At 59.3% G+C, this 22,423-nt stretch carries 16 protein-coding genes and 1 other RNA gene; 8 read left to right on the forward strand and 9 right to left on the reverse strand.

Annotated elements, in window-relative coordinates; translation table 11 throughout:
• Nucleotides 1–39: 39 nt before the first annotated feature.
• Together glnA and PAF17_RS05715 are read left to right on the forward strand one after the other, a co-directional pair.
• The gene (gene glnA, locus PAF17_RS05710; RefSeq protein ID WP_271888128.1) at nucleotides 40–1,446 is read left to right on the forward strand and encodes a type I glutamate--ammonia ligase; all 1,407 of its coding nucleotides are present in this window, start codon (nucleotides 40–42) and stop codon (nucleotides 1,444–1,446) included.
• Nucleotides 1,447–1,640: 194 nt separating this feature from the next.
• Nucleotides 1,641–1,904, forward strand: a complete 264-nt coding sequence (locus PAF17_RS05715) for a hypothetical protein (RefSeq protein WP_271888129.1) — start codon at nucleotides 1,641–1,643, stop codon at nucleotides 1,902–1,904.
• A gap of 122 nt (nucleotides 1,905–2,026) precedes the next feature.
• Here PAF17_RS05715 and PAF17_RS05720 read toward each other — a convergent pair whose 3' ends face one another.
• On the reverse strand, nucleotides 2,027–3,016 hold the full coding sequence (locus PAF17_RS05720) for a Hint domain-containing protein (protein ID WP_271888130.1): 990 nt from the start codon (nucleotides 3,014–3,016) through the stop codon (nucleotides 2,027–2,029).
• Nucleotides 3,017–3,390: 374 nt separating this feature from the next.
• Between PAF17_RS05720 and thiC the strand changes: the two genes are divergently transcribed.
• The 3 genes from thiC (at nucleotide 3,391) to PAF17_RS05735 (ending at nucleotide 10,191) form a co-directional block, all read left to right on the forward strand.
• Nucleotides 3,391–5,193 (forward strand): phosphomethylpyrimidine synthase ThiC, encoded by a 1,803-nt coding sequence (thiC, locus tag PAF17_RS05725; RefSeq protein WP_271888131.1) that lies wholly within the window; start codon nucleotides 3,391–3,393, stop codon nucleotides 5,191–5,193.
• Nucleotides 5,194–5,307: 114 nt separating this feature from the next.
• Nucleotides 5,308–7,827, forward strand: coding sequence for a cation:proton antiporter (locus PAF17_RS05730; RefSeq protein WP_271888132.1), 2,520 nt, complete (start codon nucleotides 5,308–5,310; stop codon nucleotides 7,825–7,827).
• Between the two features lie 60 nt (nucleotides 7,828–7,887).
• Nucleotides 7,888–10,191 (forward strand): Tex family protein, encoded by a 2,304-nt coding sequence (locus PAF17_RS05735; RefSeq protein ID WP_271888202.1) that lies wholly within the window; start codon nucleotides 7,888–7,890, stop codon nucleotides 10,189–10,191.
• A gap of 11 nt (nucleotides 10,192–10,202) precedes the next feature.
• Here PAF17_RS05735 and PAF17_RS05740 read toward each other — a convergent pair whose 3' ends face one another.
• On the reverse strand, nucleotides 10,203–11,012 hold the full coding sequence (locus PAF17_RS05740) for a GNAT family N-acetyltransferase (protein WP_271888133.1): 810 nt from the start codon (nucleotides 11,010–11,012) through the stop codon (nucleotides 10,203–10,205).
• A gap of 67 nt (nucleotides 11,013–11,079) precedes the next feature.
• Here PAF17_RS05740 and ssrA point away from each other — a divergent pair.
• Nucleotides 11,080–11,433: a transfer-messenger RNA gene (gene ssrA, locus PAF17_RS05745) on the forward strand.
• A gap of 372 nt (nucleotides 11,434–11,805) precedes the next feature.
• Nucleotides 11,806–12,234, forward strand: a complete 429-nt coding sequence (locus PAF17_RS05750; protein WP_271888134.1) for a hypothetical protein — start codon at nucleotides 11,806–11,808, stop codon at nucleotides 12,232–12,234.
• A 268-nt stretch (nucleotides 12,235–12,502) separates the two neighbouring features.
• Here the strand turns inward: PAF17_RS05750 and PAF17_RS05755 are convergent, their stop codons facing one another.
• The 5 genes from PAF17_RS05755 to guaA all read right to left on the reverse strand — a co-directional run bounded on the left by PAF17_RS05755 (nucleotide 12,503) and on the right by guaA (nucleotide 19,379).
• Complete coding sequence (locus PAF17_RS05755; protein ID WP_271888135.1) at nucleotides 12,503–13,435, reverse strand: sugar ABC transporter substrate-binding protein; 933 nt, start codon at nucleotides 13,433–13,435, stop codon at nucleotides 12,503–12,505.
• A gap of 54 nt (nucleotides 13,436–13,489) precedes the next feature.
• Nucleotides 13,490–14,515, reverse strand: coding sequence for an ABC transporter permease (locus tag PAF17_RS05760; protein ID WP_271888136.1), 1,026 nt, complete (start codon nucleotides 14,513–14,515; stop codon nucleotides 13,490–13,492).
• A gap of 17 nt (nucleotides 14,516–14,532) precedes the next feature.
• Nucleotides 14,533–16,062 carry a sugar ABC transporter ATP-binding protein gene (locus PAF17_RS05765; protein ID WP_271888137.1) on the reverse strand — a complete coding sequence of 510 codons (1,530 nt, stop codon included), beginning with the start codon at nucleotides 16,060–16,062 and terminating at the stop codon, nucleotides 14,533–14,535.
• A 78-nt stretch (nucleotides 16,063–16,140) separates the two neighbouring features.
• Nucleotides 16,141–17,079, reverse strand: coding sequence for a sugar ABC transporter substrate-binding protein (locus PAF17_RS05770; RefSeq protein ID WP_271888138.1), 939 nt, complete (start codon nucleotides 17,077–17,079; stop codon nucleotides 16,141–16,143).
• Nucleotides 17,080–17,819: 740 nt separating this feature from the next.
• Nucleotides 17,820–19,379, reverse strand: a complete 1,560-nt coding sequence (gene guaA / locus PAF17_RS05775; RefSeq protein WP_271888139.1) for a glutamine-hydrolyzing GMP synthase — start codon at nucleotides 19,377–19,379, stop codon at nucleotides 17,820–17,822.
• A 63-nt stretch (nucleotides 19,380–19,442) separates the two neighbouring features.
• Between guaA and PAF17_RS05780 the strand changes: the two genes are divergently transcribed.
• Nucleotides 19,443–19,988 (forward strand): CAP domain-containing protein, encoded by a 546-nt coding sequence (locus PAF17_RS05780; protein WP_271888140.1) that lies wholly within the window; start codon nucleotides 19,443–19,445, stop codon nucleotides 19,986–19,988.
• A gap of 74 nt (nucleotides 19,989–20,062) precedes the next feature.
• Here the strand turns inward: PAF17_RS05780 and PAF17_RS05785 are convergent, their stop codons facing one another.
• Both PAF17_RS05785 and PAF17_RS05790 read right to left on the reverse strand, forming a co-directional pair.
• Nucleotides 20,063–21,400 (reverse strand): branched-chain amino acid ABC transporter permease, encoded by a 1,338-nt coding sequence (locus tag PAF17_RS05785; protein WP_271888141.1) that lies wholly within the window; start codon nucleotides 21,398–21,400, stop codon nucleotides 20,063–20,065.
• Between the two features lie 13 nt (nucleotides 21,401–21,413).
• Entirely contained in the window at nucleotides 21,414–22,421 is a 1,008-nt protein-coding gene (locus PAF17_RS05790) for a branched-chain amino acid ABC transporter permease (protein ID WP_271888142.1), read from the reverse strand.
• Nucleotides 22,422–22,423: the final 2 nt, after the last annotated feature.

The raw sequence follows: 22,423 nt of genomic DNA on the forward strand, positions 1-22,423 counted from the left end.
CGCAGGCAGTCGGGCGCGATATTTGAAGAAAGGGAAGAGATGGAAATCAAAGACGTCTTGAAGCTGATGAAAGATGAAGAGATCGCCTATGTGGACGTTCGCTTCACGGACCCCAAGGGCAAGCTTCAGCATGTGACATTGGATGTGGATCTGGTCGACGCAGATTTCTTCGAAGAAGGGTTCATGTTCGACGGCAGCTCGATCGCTGGCTGGAAGTCGATCGACCAATCCGACATGAAGCTGGTTCCGGATGCATCGTCGGTTTATATCGATCCGTTCTATGCCGAAAAAACTCTGTGCGTGCATTGTGATGTGGCAGAACCCGACACCGGCGAAGCCTATAGCCGTGACCCGCGTGGCACCGCCGTCAAGGCCGAAGCCTATCTGAAATCTTCGGGCATCGGTGATGCGGCCTATTTCGGCCCGGAAGCTGAATTTTTCCTGTTCGACGATGTCCGCTATTCGGTCACGCCGCAGAAGGTTGCCTATCAGATCGACGCCGTTGATGCCGCGTGGAACACCGACACCGAATACGAGATGGGCAACCAGGCGCATCGCGCGGGTCACAAGGGCGGCTATTTCCCCGTGAACCCGATCGACGCATCGCAGGACATTCGTGGCGAGATGCTGACCACCATGAAGCGCATGGGCATGAAGGTCGACAAGCATCACCACGAGGTTGCCAGCGCGCAGCACGAGCTGGGCCTGATCTTTGGTTCGCTGACAGAGCAGGCGGACAACATCCAGAAATACAAATACGTGATTCACAACGTCGCTGCCGCCTATGGCAAGTCGGCGACCTTCATGCCCAAGCCCATGAAGGGCGACAACGGTTCGGGCATGCATGTGAACATGTCGATCTGGAAAGACGGCAAGCCGCTGTTTGCAGGCGACAAATATGCCGATCTGTCGCAGGAAGCGCTGTATTTCATCGGCGGTATCCTGAAGCACGCCAAGGCGCTGAACGCCCTGACGAACCCGTCGACCAACAGCTACAAGCGTCTGATCCCGGGCTTCGAGGCACCCGTCCTGCGCGCCTATTCGGCTCGCAACCGTTCGGGATGTGTCCGTATTCCGTGGACTGAATCGCCCAAGGCCAAGCGCGTCGAAGCCCGCTTCCCCGATCCCTCGGCCAACCCCTATCTGTGCTTCGCGGCACTGCTGATGGCGGGTCTGGACGGCATCAAGAACAAGATCGATCCGGGTTCGGCATCGGACAAGGATCTTTACGATCTGCCGCCCGAAGAATTGGCCGAGATCCCGACCGTTTGCGGCAGCCTGCGCGAAGCGCTGGAAGAGCTGGAAAAGGACATGGACTTCCTGCTGGCGGGCGATGTGTTCACCCGCGACCAGTTGGAGGGTTACATGGCCCTGAAATGGGAAGAGGTCTATGCCTACGAGCACACCCCCCATCCGGTCGAATATCAGCTGTATTATTCCTGCTGATTGCCAAAGACAGCATTGCGAAAGGGCGCCCTAGGGCGCCCTTTTTGTGCCTTGGCAGGCCGCGCCGCAGGACATGCACGGGCGCGTGTGAAATTATCACACAACAGTGAGCGGTGAAATAAATCCGCCCCGACCTGCGTATCGAATATCAGAGCCAACAAGGTTCCGATCAACAGATACCAGGAGATAAGACCATGACCTTCAAGAACATTTCCGCCGCACTGACCGCTGTTGCAATTCTGGCTGGCGCCGCTTCGGCCACGGCTGCACCTTTTGCGAATGAACGTCCCGATCTGAATGCCACCGCAGGTGTTGCAGAAAAAACCGAGGTCACAGCCGGCACGATCTATCGCGGAAAAGAGCTGCAGCGCCGTGACGTGGATGCCGGCCGTGAAATCGCTGTGACCGTGATCCCCTCCAGTGGCAAGATCGACCGTTCCAGCCGCGGCGACAGCTGATTCCGGCGCATGGGGCGGGACCCGTCGCCATGAACCGGGTGACGACCCGTGAAATCAAGAACACCGCGCGAGGCTATGGCTGTCGCGCGGTGTTCAGATTCCAGGGCACCCCCAACCGGGATCTAATCAAGCTGCAACGGGATATTGTTGGCCGCGTGCCGGTTGATAAGCTGCTTCTGACGGCTGCCCTTCGGGATGATTCGTGCAGGTGCCGGCCTGTAGTCGCGCGACTTCAGTTCGGGAAAAATCGCCCGCACTTCCTCGCGTGCTTCGGGGGACAGCGCCTGTAATGCCGCGGGACCGGTATACAGGCTTTCGGTGGCGCAGCCTTCTGCGGTGACGATTTCATGATCGTCAAACAGCAGGTGCACATAGGTGACGCTTTCGACCTGCTCATCGACATAAATGCCGGGCAGGGGGCAAAGCCGGACAGCCGAAACCAGCACCTCTTCTTCGCCGAACATGCGTTGGGCGACCTTTGAGCGCACCAGCATCCGGTGCTGGCGGGACACGACAAGATCCTGATGGGGCAGGTTGGGACCCAGAGCGCCTGTCGTGATGCGCACCGGAAGCAGTTTGTAGTTGGATTCCAGCTCTGCCCGATCCAGCTTGCGTTGACCGATCCAGCGGATCGTGCGGGCCGCTTCGATTCCGTCGGTCGTGGTCAGCAGCTTGTCGCCGGCCTTGAGGTCATCGATCAGCACCTGCGTTCCGTCAGCTGCGGTCATGCGTGTTCCGAGTGTAAAGCAGATCGGAACAAGATCAGTGCGGTCAACCGGGCCTTCGGTGTCCACGAAAGTGGTGCTGACCAGTTCGGAATCTTCGAGAATGGTGCCGTCGGTCGGTGTGAAATACGCCGTTCCACCCGCCGTTTCAAAGGTGATTCCGGTAATGGTTTGCGTTGCGCCACCGGGCAGAATGACCGTAATGGTGTCGCCCGGCCATGACTGGACGATGTCCTCGCCATTCAGCTGGTCGCCGGTATTGCCTTCGATATCGTTGTCATCATCATTATCCGTCAGCGTCACCTGAGACACGGTGAGGATGGTTCCTGCCGCCGGCGGGGCGAATGGATCGATGGTCCAGACCTGTTCAGGGAAAGTCGTTGGCATTGAAAAAGCTCACTGGTTCAGAATTACTTACGCAAAAATTAAATTAGTGCTGTCGCAAAGAAAACGGTCTTTTTAGACAGGTTTGTCTGCTTTTTCTACTTGGGTGGCAAGAAAATGCAATGCTTGACACCGCCAGCGCGATAGGAAACCTTGCGTCACGTCAGGGGAGTCCCGCCCAAGGGACTGAGAGGCTGATTGGCGGGGCGACCCGCGGTGAAGCGACCCTTTGAACCTGACCCAGTTGAGACTGGCGTAGGAAGACCGGGGGGCGCCTTGCGTTCTTTGGGCCATTGCGGCCGTATCAGGCCGCATCGGTCGCTTTCTGCCTCATGCTTCATCTCGGGTCTTTTCGAGTTGTGCTTGAGGAGACGCGCATGAACGATCAAAAACCTATTCCGCAAATCACCACCGGCCCTTTGCCGGCATCGCGCAAGGTCTGGCATTCGGGGATGCTTCACCCTGAAATCCGGGTTCCGATGCGTGAAATCGAGTTGCATGTTTCCGCGATGGAACCGCCGGTTACCGTCTATGACAGCTCGGGGCCCTATACCGATCCAGATTCGGTGATCGATATTTCGTCGGGGCTGGCGCGGCTTCGCGAGGGTTGGATTTCGGCGCGTCAGGATGTCGAACGCTATGCGGGCCGCGAGGTTCGACCCGAGGATAACGGCTTTGTGTCGGGTGAACGGCTGACACCTGAATTTCCGATCCGTCATCAACCCATGCGTGCGGTGAAGGGCCGGGCCGTGACCCAGATGGCCTATGCGCGTGCCGGGATCGTGACCCCCGAGATGGAGTTCGTTGCCATTCGTGAAAACCTCGGCCGGCGCGCCGCCAAGGAAAAGCTGCTTCGCGATGGGCAGGATTGGGGCGCGGCCGTTCCCGATTTTGTCACCCCCGAATTCGTCCGTCAGGAGGTCGCCAGCGGTCGCGCGATCATTCCCGCCAATATCAATCACCCGGAAATCGAGCCAATGGCCATCGGGCGCAACTTTCTGGTCAAGATCAATGCCAATATCGGCAACTCGGCCGTCACCTCGTCGATGGAGGAAGAGGTCGAAAAGATGGTCTGGGCGACGCGTTGGGGCGCGGATACGGTCATGGACCTGTCGACCGGGCGCAATATCCACAACATCCGTGACTGGATCATCCGCAACAGCCCGGTGCCGATCGGCACGGTTCCCCTGTATCAGGCGCTGGAAAAGGTCGGCGGCGTTGCCGAGGACCTGTCATGGGAGGTGTTTCGCGACACGCTGATCGAACAGGCCGAACAGGGGGTCGATTACTTTACCATTCACGCGGGGGTGCGGTTGCCCTTCATTCACCTGACTGCCGATCGGGTAACGGGCATCGTCAGCCGCGGCGGTTCGATCATGGCCAAATGGTGTTTGCACCATCACCGCGAAAGCTTTCTGTATGAACATTTCGATGAAATCTGCGATATCATGCGGGCCTATGATGTCAGCTTCAGTCTGGGGGACGGATTGCGTCCTGGATCAATCGCCGACGCCAACGATGCCGCGCAATTTGCCGAACTGGAGACATTGGGCGAGCTGACCGAGATCGCATGGGCCAAGGATTGCCAGGTGATGATCGAGGGGCCGGGCCATGTGCCCATGCACAAGATCAAGGAAAACATGGACAAGCAACTGGCCCATTGCGGCGAAGCTCCGTTCTATACGCTTGGACCGCTGACAACGGATATCGCACCCGGATATGATCACATCACCAGCGCCATCGGTGCGGCGATGATCGGTTGGTTCGGCACCGCGATGCTGTGCTATGTCACGCCCAAGGAACATCTTGGCCTGCCGGATCGGGATGATGTGAAGACGGGGGTCATCACCTACAAGATCGCCGCCCATGCTGCGGATCTGGCCAAGGGGCATCCGGCGGCGAAGCTGCGCGACGATGCATTGTCGCGCGCCCGTTTCGAGTTTCGCTGGGAAGATCAGTTCAACCTGTCACTTGACCCCGATACGGCCCGTGAATTCCACGACCAGACCTTGCCGAAAGAGGCGCATAAGGTTGCCCATTTCTGTTCAATGTGCGGACCGAAATTCTGTTCGATGAAGATCAGCCACGATATTCGGGCAGAAGCGCGCGCCAAGGGCATGGCGGAAATGGCCGAGAAATATCGCGACGGCGGCGACCTTTATCTGCCGATCGACGGATAGGCCGCCCTTGACCGGCGCGGCGAAGGGCTGAATTGCGGCGCCGGTCACGAAAATGCGTGGCAAAGCCGTTCCGGGCATATTCCCCAGAACGGTTTTTCCCGCTATCTCAATACTATGGATATTGCGCTTCTTATTTCGATCACGGCATTGCTGTTTCTTGTCATCGCGGCCGCCGAGCCTTTGGCCGCGCGCTTGTCATTGCCCTATAGCGTGATCCTGGCATGTCTTGGTATCTTGATTGGTGCCGGCGCAATCTTCTTTCTGCGAACGGAACTGACTGACGCGCTGAATCCCGTGGCCGAGGCCATTCTGGCGCTGCCGATCAGGTCGAACGTTTTTCTGTATGTCTTCCTGCCGACTTTGCTTTTTCAGGCGACCCTGGGGATGAATGTCCGGCGTATGTTCGATGACTGGGTGCCTATCCTGACCCTGGCAGTCGTGGCTGTTTTCGCCGCGACGTTGATCATAGGATATGCGCTGTCATGGATCAGCAGCCTGCCATTGGTCGTTTGCCTGTTGGTCGGGTCCATCGTGTCCACGACCGATCCTTCGGCCGTGGTCGGGATTTTCCGATCACTTTCGGCGCCGCGCAGGCTGGCGCGGATCATCGAGGGTGAAAGCCTGTTGAATGACGCGGCTGCGATCGCCTTGTTCGGCCTGTTCATGAGCTATGTCATGCTGGGGGTGCCCAACCCGAACATCGGTCAGGCCTTTGGCCAGTTTCCGATGTTGATCGGTGGCGGCGTCCTGATGGGTGGGCTTGTCGCACGTCTTGCGCTGTTGTTGATGCAGTGGTTCGGGCGCTACGAGCTGGCGCAACTGTCGGTGTCGGTTGCCGTGCCCTATCTGGCCTATGTCGGGGCAGAGCAGTTGTTTGGTGCGTCGGGGGTGATCGCTGTCGTGGCGGCGGGGCTGACCTTGAACCTCGCCGGGCCGGGGCATCTTTCGCCGGCGTTCTGGACCAATCTGCGTGAGGTGTGGGACCTGTTGGCGCATTGGGCGGGGGCGATGATCTTTATTCTCGCCGCGCTGCTGATTCCGCGACTGATGGGTGAGGTCCGGCCCGGCGATTACGCGTTGATCCTTGTGGTGATCGTCGCGGCCTTCATTGCGCGGGCGCTGATATTGTTCGTGTTGTTGCCGATGTTGTCGTTGCTGCGCCTGTCGCCGCGTGTCGAGCGACCTTATCGGGTGGCTATCCTTTGGGGTGGATTGCGCGGGGCGGTAACGCTGGCCCTGGCGCTGGCGGTTACCGAAAGCCAGAACGTGCCGGTCGAGACCAAGCGTCTGGTCGGTATTCTGGCCACGGGCTTTACCTTGTTCACCCTGATGGTTCAGGGGACCACGTTGCGCTGGGTCATCAACAAGCTGGGGCTGGACCGGTTGTCGCCCCTGGATGCAGCGCTGTCAAATCAGGTGATTGCTGTCGCGCTGCAAACCGTCCGGGAAGAGGTCGCGACCACCGCCGAAAGCTATGAGCTGACGCGGGAAACCGTCCGATCAGAGGCAAAGCGTTTTGCCGGGCGGCTGGATGATGCCGTCGCACGCGCCGAGTCTGATGACAACACGCAGATTCTGGATCGTGACCGGATCACCCTTGGATTGATCGCTCTGGCAGGTCATGAACGGGAAACCATCCTGACCCGGTTCCGTGAACGCGCGATCAGTGCGCGCCTGTCCGAACGCATCCTGTCCGATGTCGACCGATTGATCGAAGGGGCGCGAATTGGCGGGCGCAATGGCTATCAACGCGCGGCGCGGCGCAGTTTGCGTTATGGTGGCACCTTCCGTTTCGCGGCGTTCCTGCACAACCGGATGCATATCGCGGGGCCGCTGGCCCGCATGACGGCGGACCGGTTCGAGGCATTGCTGGCCAAACGCCTGATCATGCGTGACCTGCATGGTTTCGTCGACAATCGCATCCGGCGGATTCACGGCCGGCGGGTGGCGGATCTGCTGCATGAATTGCTGAACCGCCGCGTCGAGGCCGTCGAGACGGCGCTGGAAGGGCTGCGTTTGCAATATCCCGGATATTTCGAGGAACTGGAACGCCGCTTCATCCGCCGCACCGCGCTGAGGCTTGAGGAACATGAATACAATGCAATGCGTGAGGACGGGCTGGTCGGGGCCGAGCTGCACACAGCGTTGATGAGTGATATCGGACGCCGCCGGCAAAGGGCCGAGGGGCGTCCGGCGCTGGATCTGGCAATGCGCAAGAATGAACTAGTTCGTCAGTTTCCGCTATTTGCCGATCTGGACGAAGGCGAATTGCGCCGCCTGACCCGCGTGTTGCGGACCCGATACTACAATGCCGGCAAGATCATTTCACGCAAGGACAGCCCGGCACGCAGCGTCTTTTTTGTGGCGTCGGGGGCCGTTGAACAGGAAATTGCCGGGCAGACCTCGCGCCTTGGACGGGGCGACATGTTCGGGCAGATGGGTGTCTTGACACATCGGCCACGGCGCGCGCAGATCACGGCGATCACTCCGACCAGCCTGTTGGAGCTGGACGAACTGGCATTCCGCCGGGTTCTTAGGCGGTCTCGTGCATTGCGTCAGGCCGTCCGCGACAGCGTGTCGTCCAAGGCCATGATCGAGGAAACCGCCAGAATGCCCGAGCTGAAACTGGACTGAGATCTTGGCGACAACCCTCGGTGTCGCTACAAGCGGTTCTTCATGACATATGAGGACCAGATGGACGCCGCCCCCCGCATTGCCCGCACGATCGCGACCGAAATCAATGCATCGCCCGCACAGGTCAGCGCGGCAGCAGAGCTTCTCGATGGTGGGGCAACCGTACCCTTCGTGGCCCGTTATCGCAAAGAGGTCACAGGCGGGCTGGACGATACGCAATTGCGGACCCTGTCCGAACGTCTGACCTATCTGCGCGAACTGGAAACCCGGCGCAACTCGATCCTGGGATCGATCCGGGAACAGGGCAAGCTGACGGACGAATTGTCGCGTGCGATTGCCGCCGCCGACACAAAGGCGACGCTGGAAGACATCTATTTGCCGTTCAAGCCCAAGCGCCGCACCAAGGCGATGATCGCCCGCGAAAAGGGGCTGGAACCACTGTTGCGCGCCATTCTGGAGCAGCGCGATGGTGATCCGGTGGAAGTGGCCGGGCGGTATGTCGGGGGAGATGTCCCCGATTCCAAGGCCGCTCTGGATGGCGCACGCGATATTCTGGTCGAGGAACTGGCCGAGAATGCCACGCTTCTGGGATCCCTGCGCAAGTTCATGCGAGCCGAGGCTTTTATCGCCGCAAGGGTGATTGCCGGAAAAGAGGAAGCCGGGGCCAAGTTCAGCGATTACTTTGATCACCGCGAGAAATGGGCGGATATTCCTTCCCACCGTGCCCTGGCCATTTTGCGCGCAGCCAAGGAAGAAATCGTCACGATCGATATCGCGCCCGATCCTGATACCGGGGCCGCACGCGCCGAAGGTATTGTCGTGCAGGCCATTGGAACCCTTGGACAGGGCGCGGGCGATCAATGGTTGCGCAAGGTGGCGGGCTGGGCCTGGCGGGTGCGCCTGTCCAACACGATGTATATCGATCTGCTGACCGAGCTGCGCAAGCGTGCCCATGATGAAGCGATCCGCGTCTTTGGCCGCAATCTGAAAGACTTGTTGTTGGCGGCACCTGCGGGGGCCAAGGCAACCATGGGTCTGGATCCGGGGATCCGCACCGGCGTGAAGGTTGTCGTGGTCGATGGCACAGGCAAGCTGGTTGATACGGCGACCATCTATCCCTTCCAGCCCAAGAACGATCTGCGCGGTGCGCAAACCACCATCCTGAACCTGATTCAGCGTCACGGGGTTTCGCTGATTGCCATCGGCAATGGAACCGCCAGCCGAGAGACCGAAAGGTTGGTTGGCGATGTGCTGAAACATCTGCCCAAGGAAAGTCCGGCGCCGGCGCGTGTCGTGGTGTCGGAAGCCGGGGCATCAGTGTATTCGGCATCCGAACTGGCCGCGAAAGAGTTTCCCGATCTTGATGTATCGTTGCGCGGCGCGGTGTCGATTGCCCGCCGTTTGCAAGATCCCTTGGCCGAGCTGGTCAAGGTGCCGCCGGAATCCATTGGTGTGGGACAATATCAGCACGATGTCGATCAACGACAGCTGACCAAGGCGCTGGAGGCCGTGGTCGAAGATGCCGTGAACGCCGTTGGTGTCGATCTGAATATGGCCTCGGCGCCCTTGCTGTCCCATATCGCGGGCCTGGGTCCGTCGCTGGCGCAGTCGATTGTCAGCCATCGTGACGCGAACGGGGCCTTCCCGTCACGCGCGGCGCTCAAGAAGGTCACGGGCCTGGGGCCGCGGGCATTCGAGCAATGCGCGGGTTTCCTGCGCATCCGTGACGGTGCCGAGCCGCTGGACGCATCCTCGGTCCATCCCGAGGCCTATGGCGTTGCGCGCAAGATCGTGGCGGCTTGCGGGCGCGACATTCGCGCAATCATGGGTGATGAAGAAGCATTGCGGGGGCTGCGTGCCGATCAGTTTGTCGACGACAAATTCGGCCTGCCGACCATCCGTGATATCATGTCCGAACTGGAAAAGCCGGGTCGGGATCCGCGTCCCAGCTTTGTCACGGCAACTTTTGCGGATGGGGTCGAAGATATTCGTGATCTGCGTCCAGGTATGTCACTGGAAGGTAGCGTGACCAATGTGGCCGCCTTCGGGGCCTTTGTCGATATCGGCGTTCACCAAGACGGTCTGGTGCATATCAGCCAGCTGGCGGATCGTTTCGTCAAAGACCCGAACGAGGTGGTCAAGGTGGGTGATATCGTCAAGGTCCGTGTGACCGAGGTCGATGTCGCGCGAAAACGGATTGGCCTGTCGATGCGCAAGGATCAGGGCGGCGCGCGGCATGACCATCAGTCCATGCCAAAGGTGCCGCGCGGATCGTCAAGACCTTCGAAACCCCAGAAGAATGATCAGGGGGGCGGGCAAGGGGCGCTTGGCGCGGCACTGCTGGATGCCATGCGCAAGCGTTAAGACACCCTGCGTCAAATCCCGGAAAAGGCGGGGGCATGTATGATGCGCGTCCCCGCCGACAACTTTCCAACGGCCATCAGGTTCGGGCCTGCATAGGGGGATTGAAGGTCCGTCGGGGCAAAGCCGAAACGGCCGTAATAGGCCGGATCCCCCAAAACGACGATTGGTTTTACCCCCGCCCATTCCAGGGCAGCCGTGATCAGGGCTGCGCCAATGCCACGCGATTGCAGTTTGGGTGAAACGGCGACAGGCGCAAGTGCGTAGGCCGGTTGTTCAGCCGAGATCGGTGACAGCGCGACATGGCCCAGAACCTGTCCCGCGCCCACCGCAACCAGCGACAGCGCAAGATCCCCGTCATCGCGCAAGGCGCGCACAAGATCTGCTTCCTGCTGACCTTTGAAGGCGGCTGCGAGCAGCTGGTCAATCGCATCATGGTCATTCTTCGTTTCTTCCCGCAGCACGGGAAAAACCTGCCGTCGGTCGAAATCACGCAACAGCTCGGTGCCGTCGCGGCCCCAGTCGCTCTGGGCGGTTCTGGCCTGATGCGCCTCGAAGGCGAGGTCGTCGACGAACAATTCCGACAGGTTCCAGACCATCGGATTTTCATCCTGCCAGATGTCGAAACGCAAGCAGCCGGGTTCCTCACGGCTCAGGCTCATATGATCGGGCAGCAGGGATAGAGCCGTCATCATCTGCGCTGTGTCGGTGCAGGTCAGCGTGCCTTCAAGCGCGACCAGTGGCGGATCAAGTTCGATCGCCGCACCGGCATCGTTGCAGTCATGGGTCATTGTCGGGGCGTGATGTCCGCAAGCACAGCTCATGTCGGGATCTCGTATTGGAAACAGGTCGCTGCAGCTTGCCATTTCGCGCCATGCCGGATCAATGCCCCATCTTGCGAAATGCCCGACATACCCCTATATCGGTTCTGTTCGGTGCAAGCCGGACTATGGACATAAACGCGCTCGTAATAAGCGGATCGGACCCGGGGGCGGTACCCGGCGGCTCCACCAAATACCCTCGTTGGGGGAACATGGGGCCGAAACAGGATCGACGAACGTCTAAAGGGGTTTGCTTTGTCCCGGTGAGCTACCACCGTTATCGGTGCGATTTGTACAGTTGCCAACGACAACCGTGCTCCGGTCGCTCTGGCTGCGTAAGCAGCTCGGGTAACCGAAACCTAACTCCTTGCGCCTAGCAGCGTAAGGCGGGGCCCGCAGGAGCCTTGCAACAGAATCCTGCACCTTACTCCCTCAATCTTTAGTTACACGAATTCCTGCCTCTTTGTTCGGCACAACGGATCAGACCCCGGCGCATGGGTGTCTGGTGGCGAATCCCGTGGGGCGTGCGTTCACGACGGCATTGACCGCAGCGTGCAACGGATGTTGTTTGCGTGGTTTCGGGGCTTGGCCTCCATCCTCCTTGATATGCGCTGGGTGCAGAACCGGGGCGGAATGGTTTGCCCACAAGGCCGAACTTGGCGGCCGATGGTTTGACCTTGTTTCCTGATTGCCGCCTCGTCGCCCTTGGCAAAACCCCGCCGACCTTCTGGACCTGATGCAGCCATTCCTGTTTTCACGAGTTATGGTCAGGCAACATGCGAAACGGAGCAAAGTCGTGAAACCTTACCGAAACCTGATGACGGCAACGTTGATCGTCGCGATGACATCGGCATTTCCGGCCTTTGCCAATTCAGGGCAGGGGAATGGCAAGGGCAAAAACGCTCAGGCGCATCGGGTGATCAAGGGGAATCAATATCGTGGATCGTCTCGGCATGCGGCGAATTGCCCGCCGGGGCTGGCGAAGAAAAACCCGTCATGCGTTCCGCCCGGTCAGGCAAGAAAAGGCGAGGTCCGCTACAAGCCCGCGGCCGGTGAGATCTTGCGTGTCGGTGACTATCGCATCATTCGCGATCCGCGCCGATATGATCTCGATTATCGTAACGGCTGGGACTACTATCGTGATGATCGGCACATCTACCGCGTTGATAGCGACACCCGGAAAATTCTTGCGGTCTTGAACCTCGTGGATGCATTCACGAACTAGTCAAGCTGGTCGTGGAAGCGGATCCATTCGACCTGTTGCGTCAGCCGCCAACACATCGACGCGATGTCCGGGCAGCGCCAGCCTTCGCCCCGATGCGAAAAGAGTGCAATCCGCGTGGACCGAAGTTCTTGATCCGACATAACCGGTCCATCGGAAATGCCCGATCCTGATCTCGATGTTGGCGACGACCCATTGTGGTCTTGCGTCAGAAGGGCCGCCGCCAGGCGACGATCGAGTGGGAGGAAGAAGAACTCGATCGCCGTAAGCGTCACTGGAAGTCTGAAATGTTTTCCAGTGTCACGGGCTCGAACGGCACCCAGATATTTCCCGGAACTTCCTTTCCGGAGGCCATGTCCAACGCGGCCTTGACGGATTCGATTCCCTGCCGTGTCGCGTTCTGATAAACGGTCACGTCCAGATCGCCGGCCTGCAATGCAGCCAGACCATCCGGCGTGGCGTCAATGCCGGCGACAACGATCTTGTCCATATCCGTGCCCGCAGCCTTCAGGGACATGATCGCCCCGATGGCCATCTCATCGTTATTGGCAATGATCGCGTCGAATTCCATCCCGGTGGTCAACCAGTTTGCGGTGATGTCCGCGCCCTGAGTCCGATTCCAGTTGCCGACCTGCTTGTCGACGATCTTCATCCCGGTGCAGGGTTCCTTGGCAATGACTTCTTCGATGTCGCGGGTTCGGACGATGGCGGATTCGTTTTCCAATGCCCCGACCAGAACCAGGATGTTGCCGGTGCCATCCAGCATTTCGCATACCGCTTCGGTCTGCATCGTGCCGCTTTCGATTTCGTTTGATCCGACAAATGACGACCCTTCCGGCATGTTGGCATGTTCGGCAGGCGGATGGTTGGCATAGATGATCGGGATGCCGGCATCGACCGCAGCCTGTGTCATCCGAGGTGATGCGGCCCCATCGACAGGATTGACGATGATCGCATCGACGCCATTGGCGATAAAGTTCTCGACCTGGTTGAACTGGCGCGGGACATCCAGTTGAGCATCTTCCAGCAGCAGCTCTAGATCATCGTGATTTGCGGCTTCTTCCTTCATGCCGTTGAGCAGGATGGTCAGGAAGGGGTTGTCGAAGCTGGTCATGGAGACGCCGATCTGCGTGTCGGCATGGGCGCTGGCCGCCATGATTGAAATCGTGCTTGCCAGTGCAAGGCGGGTCAGTTGCGTTTTCATGAATTCCTCCTTTTCATGGTTGAAAAAAGGCGCCGGGTTCCGGCGCCTTGATGGTCATTTGCTCTTACGGCCTTTTTTCTGGCGATAGGTGTCGACGATGACTGCGGCAACGATGATCCCGCCCTTCATCATTTCCTGATAATAGGCGTCAAGCCGCAGGAAGGTGAATCCCGAGATGATGACACCAAAGATCACCATGCCGATTGCCGTGCCCAGGATCGAACCGCGGCCACCTGTCAATGACGTGCCGCCGATCACCGCCATGGCGATCGCGTCCAGTTCGTACATCAGGCCCATGCCGGCCTGGGCGGTTTGCCCCCGTGCCGCGACAACGATTGCGGCCAGACCCGACAGCAGACCCGCGACCATATAGATGCGCACCTTCTGGCGTTCGACATTGATCCCGGAAACGCGAGCGGCGATTTCATTTGCACCGATGGCATAGGTGAACTTGCCGTAGCGGGTGTATTTCATCAGGATGTGAAAGATCACCGCGACCAGAAGGAAGATCACCACCGGCATCATGCCCGAGCCGATGAAGGCAAAGGATTCCGTGGGGAATGAGATCGGCGCGCCTTTCGTATACCATTTTGCGAAACCGCGGGCGGCCACCATCATCCCGAGCGTTGCGATGAAGGGCGGGATCTTGGTATAGGCGATCAGCCAGCCGTTCACGAAACCCGCTGCAAGCCCGACCAGCAACCCGATCGCGATCGGAACGATGACCGGCAGATCGGTCAGGCCCGGATACAGCACACGATCAAGGCCATATGCGCCGGTCTGTGCAAATGACATCGAGACCATCGCCACAGCACCCACAAGCGAGCCAGAGCTAAGGTCGATACCTCCCGTGATAATGGTCTGGGTCACGCCGACGGCAATGATGCCGATGACCGAAACCTGCAAGATCATGATCTTCAGGCGCGCCATGTTGCCAAGGAAGGACTGGCCCTGAAAGATCCAGCCCAGCACTTCGAACAGCAGGGCGATCCCGACCAGCACCAGTAGGATGTTCACTTCGGCCGGCATGCGGCGATTTTTCCGGGGCGTCTGCGCCGCGTTGAGATCTGTTGTCGTCATGGATTTCTTCCTCCCGCTTACTTGGCCGCAAGCTGCATGATGCTGACCTGATCGGCTTCGGAGCGATCAAGAAAGCCGCTGACATGGCCTTCATGCATGACCATGATCCTGTCGGACATGCCCAATACTTCGGGCAATTCCGATGAAATCATCAGAATTGCGACACCCTGGGCGGCCAGTTGGGTGATCAGGCGATGGATTTCGGATTTGGCGCCGACATCGATGCCGCGCGTCGGTTCGTCAAGGATCAGGATGTTGGGGTTGATCAGCAACCATCTGGCAATCAACAGCTTTTGCTGGTTGCCGCCTGACAGGTTCTCGACCACTTCGGCAAGGCCCGGTGTCTTGACGCGCAGCTTCTGGACATAATCTTGAACAAGGTTCTCGACCTTGCGGCCGTCTATGAACCCCATCCGGCCTGCCTTGCCTTGGGCAAGCAGCGCCATTTGAACGTTTTCCTGACAATCGAGGATCAGAAAGCAGCCGCTTTCCTTGCGGTCTTCGGTCAGGAAGGCCATGCCGTGTTGCATTGCCTCGGCCGGGTTGCGAACCGTAACCGGCACGCCGTCAACAAGAATCTCACCCGAGTCGGCCGGATAGACGCCAAAGATGGACTCGGCAACCTCCGAACGTCCTGAGCCGACAAGCCCCGCGACGCCCAGGATTTCCCCCTTGCGCAAGTGAAAGCTGACATCGTGGAACTGGTCGCCGCGCGTCAGGTTGCGCACCTCAAGTGCGACATCGCCGATATCGCATTCGATCTTGGGGAACATATCGGTGATTTCGCGCCCGACCATCATCGTGATGATGTCGTCACGCGTGACATCGGTCGCGCTGACGGTGGTGATGTATTTTCCGTCCCGAAAAACTGTCAGTTCATCTGCGATCTCGAACAGCTCATCCATCTTGTGGGTGATATAGACGATTCCGACGCCCTTGGTGCGCAGATCGCGAATGATCCGGAAGAGATGTTCGACCTCGCTTTCCGTAATCGCAGAGGTCGGCTCGTCCATGATCAGCACATCAGAGTTATATGAGACGGCCTTGGCGATCTCGATCATCTGTTTCTGTGCGACGGTCAGATCTCCGACCATGGCGCGTTCGTCGAGGCGAATGTTCAGTTCCCCGAACAGTTCGGCCGTCATCCGGTTCATGGCCGCGTGATCGATCAACCCCAGCGCGTTGCGCGGTTCCCGGCCGATCCAGACATTTTCGGCAACGGTCATGGAATTCATCAGGTTCAGTTCCTGATGGATCATCGCGATTCCCGAATTCAGCGCATCTATCGGGGTGCGAATGACAAGCGGTTTGCCCGCAAAGCGGACTTCGCCACGATCAGGATTATAGATACCGGCGATGATTTTCATCAGCGTCGATTTTCCGGCCCCGTTCTCGCCCATCAGTGCGTGCACACTGCCGGGTCTGATGCGCAGTTGCACATCGTCCAGTGCGACGACCCCAGGGAATTCCTTGCGGACATGGTCCACTTCCAGAATGAATTCCCCTGTGAACTTTTCGCGCGCGGGTTCAACGCCAGCGTCGAGCATCCTCTTCCTCCCTTGATGATACTGTCCCGTCATTGATGGCGAAGCTGGTTCCGTGCCCCGCCATCAACCTGGTCGCGATCAGTTGCTGGACGCGAACTGGTCCAGGTTTTCCGGGGTGATCAGCTGGAACGGAATATAAGAGATCTGTTCGACCTCTTCGCCACGGGCCAGACGCACCGCCGCGTCAACCGCGCCATGTCCTTGACCGACCGCATCCTGAAAAACGGTGTGATCGATCTCGCCCGACTGGATCATGGCTTTGGCATCGATGGTACCATCGACGCCAGCGACGACGACCTGATCGAAATCGGCGCCGGCATTGCGCAGCGCCTGCGCGGCACCTACGGCCATTTCGTCGTTATTTGCCAGAACCGCATCGATTTCCAGCCCTGCAGAAAGCCAGTTGGTCACCATGTCAGAGCCCAGGGTGCGCTGCCACATCGCCGTCTGTTTTTCGACCACTTCGATAAATCCGCATTCATCACCTGCGAAAATGTCTTCTGCGCCCTGCGTCCTGAGACGCGCGGCCTGATTTGACAGATCGCCCATCAGGATCGCGACACGGGCCTCGGTCTTGCCCATGGCTTTTAGCAATTCACAGGCATGTTGCCCTTGTTGGTTGCCGGCCTCGATTTCCAAAGAGCCGACATAGGCCTGCGTGGCGGGCAGCTGCTTCAGGTTCACGGGTTCACGATTGACGAAAACCAACGGGATGCCGGCTTGTTCGGCAAGCTGGGTCATCGGGATGGTTGCGTCGGTATCGACAGGATTGACGATGATCGCATCCACGCCACTGGCGACAAAGTTCTGAATCTGGTTCAGTTGGCGCCCGACTTCGTTCTGGGCATCTTCCAGCTGCAATTCGGAATCCATGGTCGCGGCATGTTCCTGCATACCGGTCCGCAAGACTGTCAGGAAGTTGTCGTCGAACGCAGCCATGGTAACGCCGATCTTTTCGGCATGCGCAGCCGACGTCACCGCCAGCGCAATCGCACTGGCTGAAATAAGGGTCTTCATCACGCTTTTTCCTCCACCTTCGGTTCGCAATCGTCCCCTGCCGAGCCGCGCGCGATCTACTTTGATGGACACGCGGGTCAGCTTTCCCGATCACTGCAACGGAAGATGCCACATAATGCAACCGGTTGCAATAATTCATCAAGGCGAATGATTAGGAGGTATGTATTTCGCAGTTTCTGTTAATTTATATAATAATTTTCAATGGAATGCTAGAAAACGTCTATGCTTGTTTCCAGATAGCGATTGCAAAGAATCTTTTAGATGGCTGCGAATCAAGCCCATCGCTTCCTGCTAAACCCGTCGGGGCCGCGTTGCGCGAGGTTGGGGCAGCGTTTGGCTGTGGAGGCTGATCCTTGGTTATGGAAAACAACCGGGCTTCACGCGGACAGAATGACCTTGGCATGGGCTTGCGCATGGCATGTTTGGACGGAAGGTGTTCTGCCCCGTGGATCTGTGATCGCACCGCCACGATTGGCGGGCCATATGTCAACGGGGTATGAGGGCGCGTGCAGACTTGGCAGTGACACGGCGTCGACATGCCGGCCAGAGCCCGGATTTCCGGGTTGATCGTCCGAGGGGGCGCTTGCCATGGCAGCGGTCAGGAAACGCATCATGTCGCGACCATGCCGGGTTTGACACCGCCAAGCCACGATTCGGTCTGCTACCCAAGGCGATAAAAAACAGGCCCGCGAAAGCACGGGCCTGTTTCTGTTGATTTCGGGCTGCTGCCCTGCGTGTGATCATTCCCACTCGATCGTGCCGGGGGGTTTTGACGTGATGTCATAGGTGCAGCGGTTGATGCCCTTGACCTCGTTGATGATCCGCGTCGCCGTCTCGCCCAGAAATGCATGGGTGAAGGGATAGTAATCCGCCGTCATCCCGTCGACCGAGGTCACAGCCCGCAGCGCGCAGGCATAGTCATAGGTGCGCCCGTCGCCCATCACACCGACCGTGCGGACCGGAAGGATGGCAACGAATGCCTGCCAGATCTCGTCATACAGGCCATGCTTGCGGATCTGGTCGATATAGACCGCATCCGCCTTGCGCAGAATGTCCAGCTTGTCGCGGGTGATCTCTCCGGGGCAGCGGATCGCAAGGCCGGGCCCGGGGAAGGGGTGGCGGCCGATAAAGCTTTGCGGCAGGCCCAGCTCGCGGCCCAGGGCGCGAACCTCGTCCTTGAACAATTCGCGCAGGGGTTCGACCAGCTTCAGGCCCATCTTCTCGGGCAGGCCGCCGACATTGTGATGCGACTTGATCGTGACCGAAGGTCCGCCGCTAAAGGACACGCTTTCGATCACATCGGGATAGAGCGTCCCCTGAGCCAGAAACTCGGCGCCGTCGATCTGATTGGCGTATTTCTGGAACACGTCGATGAACAGCTTGCCGATGGTCTTGCGCTTCAGTTCAGGGTCGCTGACCCCTTCCAGTGAGCCAAGGAACAGGTCGCTTTCATCGGCATGGATCAGCGGGATATTGTAATTGTCGCGGAACATGCTGACGACCTCGTCAGCTTCGTTCTGGCGCAACAAGCCGTGATCGACGAACACGCAGGTCAGCTGGTCGCCGATGGCCTCGTGGATCAGGACCGCAGCGACGCTGCTGTCAACGCCACCCGACAGGCCACAGATCACCTTGCGATCGCCGACCTGTTCGCGAATCTTGCGGATCGCCTCGTCCTTGTAGGAGGCCATGGTCCAGTCACCCGTGAAGCCGGCAAGCTTGATGAAATTCTCAAGCATCCGACGACCGTTCGGGGTGTGATGCACTTCGGGGTGGAACTGCACCGCATAGAAATGCCGCGCCTCATCGGCGATCATCGCCAGGGGCGCGTTGGGCGAAGTGCCGATCACCTCGAAGCCCGGTGCGATCTCGGTCACGCGGTCGCCATGGCTCATCCAGACCTCTTCGCGGCCGGTCTCGAACAGCCCGGCGAAGATGCCGTCCTGTTTGTGGCCCGGTGCGGGGGCGATGAAGGCGCGGCCATATTCGGCGTGATGCCCGGCTTCGACGCGACCGCCCAATTGGGTCATCATGACCTGCTGCCCATAGCAGATCCCGAAAACAGGCACGTCCAGTTCGAACACCGCTTGCGGGGCACGGGGGCTGTCGGTTTCGGTGACGCTGGCGGGGCCGCCCGACAGGATGATGGCTTTGGGAGCCATCTGCCGCAGGTTTTCCTCGGTCACGGAGTTGAAGGGGCGGATCTCGCAATAGACATTCAGTTCGCGCAGACGGCGCGCGATCAGCTGTGTCACCTGAGAGCCGAAGTCGATGATCAGAAGGCGCTGGTGCTGGGTCATGATTGCGCTTTAAGGTCGGTTTCAGATACGCGCAAGAGATTAACTGCCAGAGCTAGGTCGAACATGATATATAAAACTCTCGTCACCTCGATCCTGGGCGTTGCGATGCTGGGTGCCTGTGAAACGGGCCAGGGGTTAGATGCGCAGACGGATATGTTGCTGGGCGAGGCCAGCCCGGTCGCCCCTGCGTCACAGTCGCTTGCCGCAAGTTGCGCTGGAAATGACCTCCTGCAACAACAGATGATGGACGCCGTGAATGCCGCGCGGGCCACGCAGGGTAAAACTATTCTCGAAATTGATCCGCTGCTTGTCGAAATTGCACAATCCCATGCGTGCGATATCGCGGCGATGGGGCAGGCATCGGTTGCGGGGTCGAACGGTTCCAGCGTGGTGGATCGTGCCCGCGCCGTTGGCTATCCGACATGCGGTGTAACGCAGCTGGTGGCGATCGGGGGCAGCGCCGATGGGGTGGTCGCCGGTTGGGGCCGGTCGAAGCCGCACAGTGTCGAATTGCTGAGCCAGATGAGCGAGCAAGTTGGGGCCGGTGTCGTCCAGGGCGCTGATGGTCGTTTGTGGTGGAGCGTTGTCCTGGGTGAAAACTGCACCTGAACTTTCGATCACCACATGGACAAGGCGCGGCCCCAAGGGACCGCGCCTTTTTTTTGGTTCAGGACAAGACAGGTTCAGTTCTCGGGCACCAGCCCTCGCGGTGCAAAGCGCAATACAAGCAGCAGCACCAATCCCATCGCGATGAAACGCATATGGGCCGAGCTGTCCAGCAGATGTTCTTTTAGCCCGCCTTCCGGCAATGGCGAGGTCAGCAATCCTATCAGTTCGGGCCCCCAGACCTCGGCCTTGATCCACAGGAACCAGATCAGCACCGCACCCAGAACAGCACCCCAGTTGTTGCCTGATCCGCCAACGATCACCATCACCCAGATCAGGAATGTATAGCGCAGCGGATTATAGCTGACCGGCGCCATAAGCCCATCCTGCGTGATCATCATCGCGCCGGCGATGCCAATCACGGCTGACCCCAGCACAAAGACCTGCAGGTGACGTGCGGTGACGTCCTTGCCCATCGCCTCGGCGGCGGTTTCATTGTCGCGGATGGCGCGCATCATTCGCCCCCATGGCGATTTCAGCGCCAGTTCGGCAAGCAGGATGATCGACAGCAGCACGACAAGGAACAGCAGCATGTAGCACAGCTTGACCCAGATCCCCGATGCCTCGGCGGCGCTAAAGCCCCAGCGCGTCGCGAATTCGACGAATTCGGGATTCTGTTGCAGATCGATTTCATAGGGAACGGGGCGCGGGATCGAAGTGACGTTCTTGACGCCCCGTGCCAGCCAGTCCTCGTTCTTCAGGACGGCGACGATGATCTCGCCGATCCCGAGTGTGGCGATGGCCAGATAGTCCGAGCGCAGCCCCAGCGCGACCTTGCCGACGGCCCAGGCGGCTGCGGCAGCAAAGGCCCCACCGACCAACCAGGACATCAGCACGGGCAGGCCCAGCCCGCCCAGGTTGCCGTGACGAGCTGGGTTGTTGGCCTCGATCGCGGTGACGGCAGGGTCAAACAGGCCGCGATACAGGACGAACCCGACCAGCAGGACGGCCAGCATCGCCAGCGTGCGCCCCCGATGCAGCCGTTTCCAGACCTGCGTGGCAAGGGCAAGTGTACCCACGCCCACCGCCAGTGCGAACAGCACACGCGGGCCGCCGGCCTGCCATGCACCCTCGACCGGTTGGAGCGATACCAGAACCGGGGCGACGCCACCTAATGCAAGAAATCCGACGACACCGACGTTGAAAAGCCCCGCATAGCCCCATTGCATGTTCACGCCCAACGCCGTGATGGCCGAAATCAGCCCCATGTTCAAAATGGCCAGCGCGGTATTCCAGCTGCCCGAGAACATCGAGTTGCGGACCGTTCCTTCCAGCACGAAGAGAATGGCAAGAAAGGCGAACAGGATCGGGGCGCGCCACGGATTGCTGGCAGCGGCTTGGCGATTGGTTGACATGACCGTTCCTCCCTTACACCGATTTGCCGCGGAACAGTCCCGTCGGCTTGAACAGCAGCACTGCAATCAAGATGACGAAGCTGACGGCGAATTTGTATTCAGTGCCAAGCAATTGCAGCAATCCTTCGGGCTGCCAGCCCGGAAACAGATAGCGTGCCACCTTCAGCCATGGATAGGTGATCGCGACCTCGGAAAAGGCGACGACGAACCCGCCCGCGATCGCACCCAGCGGGTTGCCCAGGCCACCAACGATGGCAGCCGCGAAGATGGGCAGCAGGATCTGGAAATAGTTGAAAGGTTTGAAGGCCTTGTCCAGCCCGTACAAGACACCCGCAATGGTTGCCAGAGATGCCGCGATGATCCAGGTCATCCGCACGACCTTTTCGGGATCGATCCCGGAAAGAAGGGCCAGATCCTCGTTGTCGGAATAGGCGCGCATTGCTTTGCCCGACTTGGTACGGTTCAGGAACCAGAACAGCGCCCAGACCACCAACAGCGCGACAACGACCGTCAGGACCTGCGTGGTCTTCAGCGCCAGCCCTTCCTGCAGGCCGGTCATCGCCTTGAATGTGCGCACATCGATGACAAAACGCGTGCCATCGGCGAAACGCTGTTCATCAACGCCAATCAGCAGGCGGGTGATCCCGTTCATCAGGAACATCACCCCGACCGAGGCCATGACCAGAATGATTGGCGCGGACTTCTTCACGCGATAGAATCGATAGACGGCCTGATCGGTCAACAGGACCATGGCTGCGGTGGCTGCGATCCCGAAGGGCAGCGCCAGCAACGCGGTCGGCAACGGTCCAAGCGAAACCCCCATCGCCTGCAACCCCCAGGTCGCCAGGATGGTGACTGCGGTGCCAAAGGCCATGGTGTCGCCATGCGCGAAATTCGAGAAACGCAGGATCCCATAGATCAACGTCACCCCAAGCGCCCCCAGTGCCAGCTGGGCACCATAGGCGGCGGCGGGAATGAAGACAAAGTTAAGAAAGGCCACAAGGGCGTTGAGAATATCCATGG

Source organism: Paracoccus onchidii, assembly GCF_028294535.1.
GTDB classification, from domain to species: Bacteria; Pseudomonadota; Alphaproteobacteria; order Rhodobacterales; family Rhodobacteraceae; genus Paracoccus; species Paracoccus onchidii.

What these genes read in the sequence shown, in the direction of transcription:
- glnA (WP_271888128.1), top strand. Translation starts at nt 40, where the DNA reads ATGGAAATCAAAGACGTCTTGAAGCTGATGAAAGATGAAGAGATCGCC.
- PAF17_RS05715 (WP_271888129.1), top strand. Translation starts at nt 1,641, where the DNA reads ATGACCTTCAAGAACATTTCCGCCGCACTGACCGCTGTTGCAATTCTG.
- PAF17_RS05720 (WP_271888130.1), bottom strand. Translation starts at nt 3,016, where the DNA reads ATGCCAACGACTTTCCCTGAACAGGTCTGGACCATCGATCCATTCGCC.
- thiC (WP_271888131.1), top strand. Translation starts at nt 3,391, where the DNA reads ATGAACGATCAAAAACCTATTCCGCAAATCACCACCGGCCCTTTGCCG.
- PAF17_RS05730 (WP_271888132.1), top strand. Translation starts at nt 5,308, where the DNA reads ATGGATATTGCGCTTCTTATTTCGATCACGGCATTGCTGTTTCTTGTC.
- PAF17_RS05735 (WP_271888202.1), top strand. Translation starts at nt 7,888, where the DNA reads ATGGACGCCGCCCCCCGCATTGCCCGCACGATCGCGACCGAAATCAAT.
- PAF17_RS05740 (WP_271888133.1), bottom strand. Translation starts at nt 11,012, where the DNA reads ATGAGCTGTGCTTGCGGACATCACGCCCCGACAATGACCCATGACTGC.
- PAF17_RS05755 (WP_271888135.1), bottom strand. Translation starts at nt 13,435, where the DNA reads ATGAAAACGCAACTGACCCGCCTTGCACTGGCAAGCACGATTTCAATC.
- PAF17_RS05760 (WP_271888136.1), bottom strand. Translation starts at nt 14,515, where the DNA reads ATGACGACAACAGATCTCAACGCGGCGCAGACGCCCCGGAAAAATCGC.
- PAF17_RS05765 (WP_271888137.1), bottom strand. Translation starts at nt 16,062, where the DNA reads ATGCTCGACGCTGGCGTTGAACCCGCGCGCGAAAAGTTCACAGGGGAA.
- PAF17_RS05770 (WP_271888138.1), bottom strand. Translation starts at nt 17,079, where the DNA reads ATGAAGACCCTTATTTCAGCCAGTGCGATTGCGCTGGCGGTGACGTCG.
- guaA (WP_271888139.1), bottom strand. Translation starts at nt 19,379, where the DNA reads ATGACCCAGCACCAGCGCCTTCTGATCATCGACTTCGGCTCTCAGGTG.
- PAF17_RS05780 (WP_271888140.1), top strand. Translation starts at nt 19,443, where the DNA reads ATGATATATAAAACTCTCGTCACCTCGATCCTGGGCGTTGCGATGCTG.
- PAF17_RS05785 (WP_271888141.1), bottom strand. Translation starts at nt 21,400, where the DNA reads ATGTCAACCAATCGCCAAGCCGCTGCCAGCAATCCGTGGCGCGCCCCG.
- PAF17_RS05790 (WP_271888142.1), bottom strand. Translation starts at nt 22,421, where the DNA reads ATGGATATTCTCAACGCCCTTGTGGCCTTTCTTAACTTTGTCTTCATT.